Raw genomic sequence first — 7,383 nt, forward strand, 5'->3', positions numbered from 1 at the left:
GTCCCGGGCGGGCGGCCGAAAGGCCGCCCGCGCCCGCATATCCTCCTTATTCGGCGGCCTCGCGGAAATGCGACACCCATGCCTCGATATCACATCGGACGCTGTCGGGGTCGACTCCTAATCGCGCGGCGATTTCGTCCGCCGCCAATTCCGGCTGCCAGTCGGTGCGCTGGAGTGCCAGCCACATCGTCGTGCCGCGCGGACCGCACCGGTGGCGCTTCCCGGTGCGCCGGGAGAACAGCTCCAGATAACCATCGGGCCGGACGCTCGCGGTCAGCTCGTGATCAGGCCTCCTGGCCATGGGACTTCCCAATCTATCGTGGATTTATCCGGTCGGTTTCGACGGTACCCGCAGCGACGCCCCGGGACACGGGTGGCAATCGGCCCTTTCCCAGGGCAGCCAGATATGCGGGCAAGGTGGTGACAGCTCTGCACAAAAATGGCGTCACCCCTGCACAAAGATGGAGACACCGCCGTACACAGATCGCCGGAATCCTGCCGGAACCTCGACCGGGAAGGTAGAGAAACCTCTACCTCGAACCGGGCGGACAATGCCAATGTGCCGCGGGCGCCCCGTTCCTAATGTGGTTCCCAGACACCGCGTGAGAGGCGCGTCATCCCCGAGGGAGCCCCAGTGCACACTTCACACGACCTCCGCCGGACGGAGGCGGTACGGCTGGACGCCGTGTCGAAGACCTATGGCCGGGGAGACGGCCGGGTGGCCGCGCTGCGCGCGCTCACCATGAGCTTCGCCGACGGCACCTTCACCGCCGTGATGGGCCCCTCCGGATCCGGCAAGTCCACCTTCCTGCACTGCGCCGCGGGACTGGTCCGGCCCACCTCCGGCACGGTCACCGTACGCGGCACCGACCTCGCCGCCCTGGACGACACCCACCTGACCAAGCTGCGCCGGGACCGGATCGGCTTCATCTTCCAGTCGTTCAACCTGCTGCCCGCGCTGACGGTGATGCAGAACATCACGCTGCCGCTGCAACTGGCCGGACAGCGGCCCGACAAGGCCCTGATCCGCACCGTCGTCCAGCGCGTCGGCCTCGCCGAGCGGCTCGGCCATCTGCCGGCCCAGCTGTCCGGCGGCCAGCAGCAGCGCGTCGCCATCGCCCGCGCCCTGGTGACCCGCCCCGCCGTCGTCTTCGCCGACGAGCCCACCGGCGCCCTGGACACCCGTACCGCCGCCGCCGTGCTCGGCCTGCTGCGCGAGTCCGTCGACACCGCCCGCCAGACCCTGGTCATGGTCACCCACGACCCGGTCGCCGCCTCCTACGCCGACCGCGTGGTCTTCCTCGCCGACGGCGCCTTCGCCGGCGAACTGCACCGGCCCACGGCCGACGCGGTCGCCGCCCGGATGACCAGGCTCGGCGCCTGGGACGACGACACCGAGCGGCAGAGCGCGCCGCAGCACTCGGGAGGGCGGTACTGATGTGGCGCCTGGCACTGCGCACCCTGAAGTTCCGCCGGACGAGCTTCGTCGCGACCTTCCTCGCCATGTTCCTCGGCGCCGCGATCGTCATCGGCTGCGGCGGCCTGATGGAGACCGGCGTCCGCATGGCCGCCGCACCCCAGCGGCTGCACGACGCCCCGGTCGTCGTCACCGGTGAACAGACCTACGACTCCGCCGCGCTGAGCGAACGGCACCGCATCGACGCCGGCCTGGCCGGCGAGGTGGCCCGGGTCCACGGCGTGCGCGCGGCCGTGCCCGACGTGTCGTTCCCGGCCACCGTCCTCAAGGACGGCAAGCCGCTGACGGAGAAGTCCGCGTCGTACGGCCACGGCTGGGCGAGCGCCCGGCTGACCCCCTATACCCTCGCCGCCGGGAGATCCCCCGTCACCGGCGGCGAGGCCGTACTCGACGCCGGACTCGCCCGGCGGGCCGGTGCCCGCCCCGGTTCCCCGGTCGACATCGTCGTCCAGGGCACCGCCCGCCGGTTCCGGGTCAGCGGCATCGCCGCGCAGCGCGGCGACCACAACCCCGACGCGGCCGTGTTCTTCACCGACGACCGGGCCCGCGAACTCGCGGGCGGCCGGATCGACTCCGTCGCCGTGCTGCCCGCGCCCGGCACGAGCGCCACAGCCGTCGCGGCCGCGGTGCGCGCCGAGGTCGGCGGCCGCGCCGAGGTGCTCACCGGTGAGCACCGCGGGCTGGCCGAGCTGCCCGGCACCCTCGCAGGCCGGCGCACCGTCGTCATCCTCGCGGCGGTCTTCGGCTCCTCGGTCGTCCTGATCGTCATGTTCGGCGTCGCCTCCACCCTCGGCCTCTCCCTCCAGCAGCGCGTCCGCGAGATGGCCCTGCTGCGCGCCGTCGGCTCCACCCCGGAGCAGCTGCGCCGCATGATCCTCACCGAGACGGCCGTGCTGTCGGTGGCCTCCGTCCTGCTCGCCCTGGCGCCCGGATACGCCATCGGGCGGCTGCTGTTCAAGGTGCTGACCTCCAGCGGCGTGGTGGCACCCGCCATCGTCTACCACGCCGGCCCGCTGCCGATGGCCGCCGGCGCCGCCGTCACCGTGCTCGCCGCGGCCGGCGCCACCCGGTTCGCCGGACGGCGCGCCGCCCGCACCGAACCGGTCGCCGCCCTCGCCGAATCCACCGCCGCCACCCGCTGGTTCAGCCTGCCCCGGCTGCTGCTCGCGCTGTTCTTCCTCGCCAACGGCATCGGCCTGGCCATCGCCACCGCCACCGTCATGGAGGACGGCCCCACCCTCGCCAGCACCGCCGGACCCGCCTCCGTGCTGTTCTGCGTCGGCCTCGCCCTGCTCGCGCCCGGCCTCACCAAGGCCATGGTGGCGCTGCTGCGCCTGCCCGTACGGGCCCTGTCCGGACTCTCCGGGCAGCTGGCGCTGCGCAACGCCGCCACCGCCCACGTCCGCATGGCGGGCGCCGTCGCACCGATCGTCCTGCTCATCGGCATCGCCACGGGCACCCTGTACATGCAGTCCACCGAGGACCACGTCTCACGGACCTCCTACGACGCGAACATCCTCGCCGACTACGTCCTCGACTCCACCACGGGCGGATTCGCGCCCGGCGTCGTCGCCACGGTCCGGGCCACGCCCGGGGTGGCCGCGGCCTCCGAGTTCGTCACCAGCCGGGGCTTCGTGGACCGCCCGGGCGGCCCGGCCGACACCGACCTGCGCGGAGTCTCCGCCGAAGGGGTGCGCCGGAGCCTCGACCTGCCCGTGGTCGCCGGATCCCTGGACCGCCTGCGCGGCGACACCGTGGCCCTGTCCGAGAAGAGGGCCCGGGAGTACGGGGTGCGGGTCGGCGACCGGCTGCCGCTGCACCTCGGCGACGGCACCGCGCTACGGCCCACCGTCGTGGCCCTCTACACCGACAATCCCAAGCAGCGCTACCTGACCCTGCCCGCGGCCACCCTCGCCCCGCACACCGGCGACGGGCTGCCGCACCAGATCCTGGTCCGGGCCGCGCCCGGCACCGGCACCGAGGTCCACGACCGGCTGGCCGCGCTGGCCGCCCGGGTGCCCGGTACCGAGCTGGACGACAGCTCCTCGCTGGCCGGCCGGAACAACCAGATCCAGCAGATCCTGGTGTCCGCGAACTACACCATCGTCGCCATGATCGTCGGATACGCGGCCATCACCGTCGTCAACACCCTGGTGTCCGTCACCCGCAAACGGCGCGCGGAGTTCGGCCTCCAGCGGCTCACCGGCGCCACCCGCGCCCAGGTGATCGGCATGCTGACCGTCGAGGGCGTACTGATCGGAGTCGTCGCCACCGTCCTCGGCACCCTCGCCTCCGCGACGACCATCGTCCCCTACAGCCTCGTCAAGAGCGGCTCCTACCTGCCCTCCGGATCCCCCGGCATCTACCTCGCTATCGTCGGCGGGTCCCTGCTGCTGGTGTTCGGCGCCACGCTGCTGCCCTCCTGGCGCGGCATGCGCAGCCCCGCCGTGGAGACGGTGAAGGCCGCGTGAGCCACGCCCAGGCCGGGCCGTCCCCGCTGCCCCCGGGCGGGGACGGCCCCGGCGTGCGCGGCGGCCGGGGATGGGAACATGAGTGTATGAAGACTGTGCCGGTCGCGTGGCGCGGCCGTCTCGGCCGGGCCGTCCTGGACACCCTGGTCGGCGTGGCCACCGCCACCGGGGCCCTGCTGTCGGTCGTCCTCTTCGTCACCACCACCTACTTCGTCATCCTCTGCCTGATCGGCATCGGCTTCCTCACGCTGCCCTACCTCACCCGGGCCGTGCGGTGGCTGTGCGACCTCAACCGGCGCGCCGCCGCCCGCTCCGGCGTCCCGGTGGAGCGGCCCTACCGGCCCGAACCGCAGGAGATCGAGCGGGACATCGTCGGCTGGACGCGCCGCTGCAAGTGGATCCTCGCCGACCCCGCGACCTGGCGGGACCTGCTGTGGCTGCTGCTCAACACCGTCGTCGGGCTCGTCGGTTTCGTACCGGCCGCCCTGCTCTACTACGCGGGGGAGGGGCTGTTCCTGGCCTGCGGGCTGTGGCGGCCGGTCGCGGACGGGGGAGCGGGCCGCTGGTACGCCTTCGTCACCGTCGGCAGCTGGCCGGCCGCGCTCGCCGCCGGCCTGCTCGCGCTGGTCGTGCTCACCGGCTGGCTGCTGCTCTCCCCGCTGGTGCTCAAGGGGTACGCCTACTTCGTCCGCTTCCTGCTCGGCCCGACCCGCGGCTCGCAACTGGCCTCGCGCGTGCAGCACTTGTCGGAGACCCGGTCCGGCGCGCTGGACATCCAGGCCGCCGAACTGCGCCGCATCGAACGCGACCTGCACGACGGCGCCCAGGCCCGGCTCGTCAGCCTCGGACTGCAACTCGGCGCCGTCGACCGGAAGCTGGGCCAGGACCCGGAGGAGGCCCGCCGGCTGCTGCGGCAGGCCCGCAGTTCCTCCGTGCAGGCCCTGCGCGAACTGCGCGACCTGGTCCACGGCATCCACCCGCCGGTCCTCGCCGAACGCGGCCTGGCCGACGCCCTGCGCGCCCTGGGCCTGGCCAGCCCGCTGGAGGTGACCGTCGTGGTGGACCTGCCCGGCCGGCTGCCCGACCCGGTCGAGTCCGCCGTCTACTTCGCCGTGTCCGAACTGCTCACCAACGCCCTCAAACACGCCGACGCCCAGCGGGTGGAGATCGTCGCCTGGCGCGCGGACGACACCCTGCACGCCCGGGTCACCGACGACGGCCGCGGCGGCGCCGACGCCTCGGCCGGGAGCGGTCTGGAGGGCATCCGCAGACGGCTGGCATCCTTTGACGGCGTCCTGGAGATCAACAGCCCTCCGGGCGGACCGACCGTGATCAAGCTGGAGCTGCCGTGCGTGTTGTCCTCGCCGAAGACCTCTTCCTCCTGAGGCAGGGAATCATCCAATTACTGGAGGCGTACGGCTTCGAGGTCGCCGCCGCCGTCGACAACGGCACCGACCTCGCCGCCGCGATCGCCGACCACCGGCCCGACGTGGCCATCGTGGACGTCCGCCTGCCGCCCACCTTCACCACCGAGGGCCTCCAGGCCGCCCTGCGCGCCCGGCGCGAACGCCCCGGCCTGCCGATCCTCGTCCTCTCCCAGCACGTGGAGCAGATGTACGCCCGCGAACTGCTGGCCGACGGCACCGGCGGCATCGGCTATCTGCTCAAGGACAGCGTCCTGGACGACGAGCAGTTCATCGACGCCGTACGCCGGGTCGCGGCCGGCGGCACGGCCATGGACCCCGCCGTCGTCGCCCAGCTGATGACCAGTCACTCCCGGGACGAACCGCTGGCCGCCCTCACCGCCCGCGAACGCGAGGTGCTGGAACTCATGGCCGAGGGCTGCTCCAACACCGCGATCGCCCAGCGGCTCACCATCACCGAGGGTGCGGCGGCGAAGCACATCTCCAACATCTTCACCAAGCTGATGCTCCCGCCGTCCAGCGACAGCAACCGCCGGGTCCTCGCGGTGCTCGCCTACCTCAACGCCTGAGCGGGAGACGGGAGGTGGGGCGGGTAGGGGTGGCCGGGCGTTCCTCGCGCGCGTGAGACTGCTGGGGCCCGTCCGCGCCCCGCGCGGCGCAGCCGCCCCCAGGAAGGGAACGCCCGCCCCATGACCACGCTCGCCGAGCACGACCGTCTCTGGATACGCCGCTACCATCCCCGCCCGGACGCGGCGGCCAGGCTGGTGTGCCTGCCGCACGCGGGTGGCGCGGCGACCTTCTACCACCCCGTCTCGGCGAACCTGCCGGAGTCCGTGGACGTGCTCGCCGTGCAGTACCCCGGCCGTCAGGACCGCCGCCGGGAGCCGTGTGTGACGAGCATCCGGGACCTGGCCGACCGCCTCACCCCCGTGCTGCTGCCGTGGACCGACCGCCCCCTGGTCCTGTTCGGCCACAGCATGGGCGCCAGCCTCGGCTTCGAGATCGCCCGCCGGCTGGAACGCGACCACGGCGTGGTGGCGCGGGCGCTGGTCGTCTCCGCCCGCCGCGCCCCCTCCTGCGCGCGCGCCGAGTCCGTCCACCTGCGGGACGACGACGGGCTGATCGAGGAGATGCGGCAGCTCAGCGGCACCGACTCGGTCATCCTGGACGACATCGAACTGATCCGCATGGCCCTGCCCGCCATCCGCGCCGACTACCGGGCCGCCGAGACCTACGTGTACGAGCCCGGACCGAACCTGCGCTGCCCCGTCGTCGCCCTGGTCGGCGACGACGACCCCAAGGTCACCGTGGAGGAGGCGCGCGCCTGGTCCCGGCACACCGACGCGCCCTTCGAGTGCCGTGTGTTCCCCGGCGGCCACTTCTACTTGACGAACCATCAGAAGCAGGTCCTCGACCTGCTGGCGGAACAGGCGGTACGGGCATGAGGTCGGTCCTCGTCACCGGATGCGGCAGCGGCATCGGGCTGGAGACGGCGCTGGCGTTCGCCCGGCGCGGCGACCGGGTGCACGCCTGTGTGCGCGACCCCGCCACCGCCGGGGAACTGCTGCGGCGCGCCCGCGCGGAGCAACTCACCCTGGACGTACCGCGGCTGGACGTCACCGACGACGCCTCCGTCACCGCCACCGTCACCGCGGTGCAGGACCGGCACGGGCCCCTGGACATCCTGGTGAACAACGCCGGTGTCGACCGCACCGGACCGGCCGAGACCATGCCACCGGAGCAGGCCCGCACCGTGTTCGAGACCAACTTCTGGGGTCCGCTGCGGCTGGTCCGCGCCGTGCTGCCCGGGATGCGCGCCCGGGGCTCCGGCGTCATCGTCAACGTCTCCTCGCTCGCCGCCCGCACCTTCGCCGTGCCGCACGGCGGCTTCTACGCGGCGAGCAAGGCCGCCCTGGGCGCCCTCAGCGAGGCCCTGTACGCGGAGGTCCAGCCGTTCGGCATCCGCGTGGTGTGCCTGGAACCGGGCAGCTTCGCCACCGCCATCCGGCGC

At 73.0% G+C, this 7,383-nt stretch carries 7 protein-coding genes; 6 read left to right on the forward strand and 1 reads right to left on the reverse strand.

Going from position 1 to position 7,383, the window contains the following annotated elements:
* Positions 1-46: 46 nt before the first annotated feature.
* Positions 47-301 (reverse strand): hypothetical protein, encoded by a 255-nt coding sequence (locus H5J33_RS17600; protein WP_181795882.1) that lies wholly within the window; start codon positions 299-301, stop codon positions 47-49.
* A 333-nt stretch (positions 302-634) separates the two neighbouring features.
* On the opposite strand from H5J33_RS17600, the gene H5J33_RS17605 reads away from it, so the two are divergent.
* The 6 genes from H5J33_RS17605 to H5J33_RS17630 all read left to right on the forward strand — a co-directional run.
* A complete protein-coding gene (locus H5J33_RS17605) occupies positions 635-1,438 on the forward strand; it encodes an ABC transporter ATP-binding protein (RefSeq protein WP_181795883.1) in 804 nt (267 codons plus the stop codon).
* The gene (locus tag H5J33_RS17610) at positions 1,438-3,948 is read left to right on the forward strand and encodes an FtsX-like permease family protein (RefSeq protein WP_181795885.1); all 2,511 of its coding nucleotides are present in this window, start codon (positions 1,438-1,440) and stop codon (positions 3,946-3,948) included. The genes H5J33_RS17605 and H5J33_RS17610 overlap by 1 nt, the downstream gene beginning before the upstream one ends.
* Before the next feature lie 86 nt (positions 3,949-4,034).
* Positions 4,035-5,333, forward strand: coding sequence for a sensor histidine kinase (locus H5J33_RS17615; protein WP_181795887.1), 1,299 nt, complete (start codon positions 4,035-4,037; stop codon positions 5,331-5,333).
* Complete coding sequence (locus tag H5J33_RS17620) at positions 5,297-5,941, forward strand: response regulator transcription factor (RefSeq protein WP_030613371.1); 645 nt, start codon at positions 5,297-5,299, stop codon at positions 5,939-5,941. The genes H5J33_RS17615 and H5J33_RS17620 overlap by 37 nt, the downstream gene beginning before the upstream one ends.
* 120 nt (positions 5,942-6,061) lie before the next feature.
* Positions 6,062-6,817 carry a thioesterase II family protein gene (locus H5J33_RS17625; RefSeq protein ID WP_181795889.1) on the forward strand — a complete coding sequence of 252 codons (756 nt, stop codon included), beginning with the start codon at positions 6,062-6,064 and terminating at the stop codon, positions 6,815-6,817.
* Positions 6,814-7,383, forward strand: a 570-nt coding sequence (locus H5J33_RS17630; RefSeq protein WP_181795891.1) for an SDR family oxidoreductase, incomplete at its 3' end; no start/stop codon positions are given. The genes H5J33_RS17625 and H5J33_RS17630, both read left to right, overlap by 4 nt.

Origin of the sequence: Streptomyces sp. WELS2 (genome assembly GCF_013870595.1) — a bacterium.
In the GTDB taxonomy this organism is placed as follows: Bacteria; Actinomycetota; Actinomycetes; order Streptomycetales; family Streptomycetaceae; genus Streptomyces.

Excerpts from the sequence above, each read along its gene's own strand:
- H5J33_RS17600 (WP_181795882.1), bottom strand. The coding sequence starts at position 301 with ATGGCCAGGAGGCCTGATCACGAGCTGACCGCGAGCGTCCGGCCCGAT.
- H5J33_RS17610 (WP_181795885.1), top strand. The coding sequence starts at position 1,438 with ATGTGGCGCCTGGCACTGCGCACCCTGAAGTTCCGCCGGACGAGCTTC.
- H5J33_RS17615 (WP_181795887.1), top strand. The coding sequence starts at position 4,035 with ATGAAGACTGTGCCGGTCGCGTGGCGCGGCCGTCTCGGCCGGGCCGTC.
- H5J33_RS17625 (WP_181795889.1), top strand. The coding sequence starts at position 6,062 with ATGACCACGCTCGCCGAGCACGACCGTCTCTGGATACGCCGCTACCAT.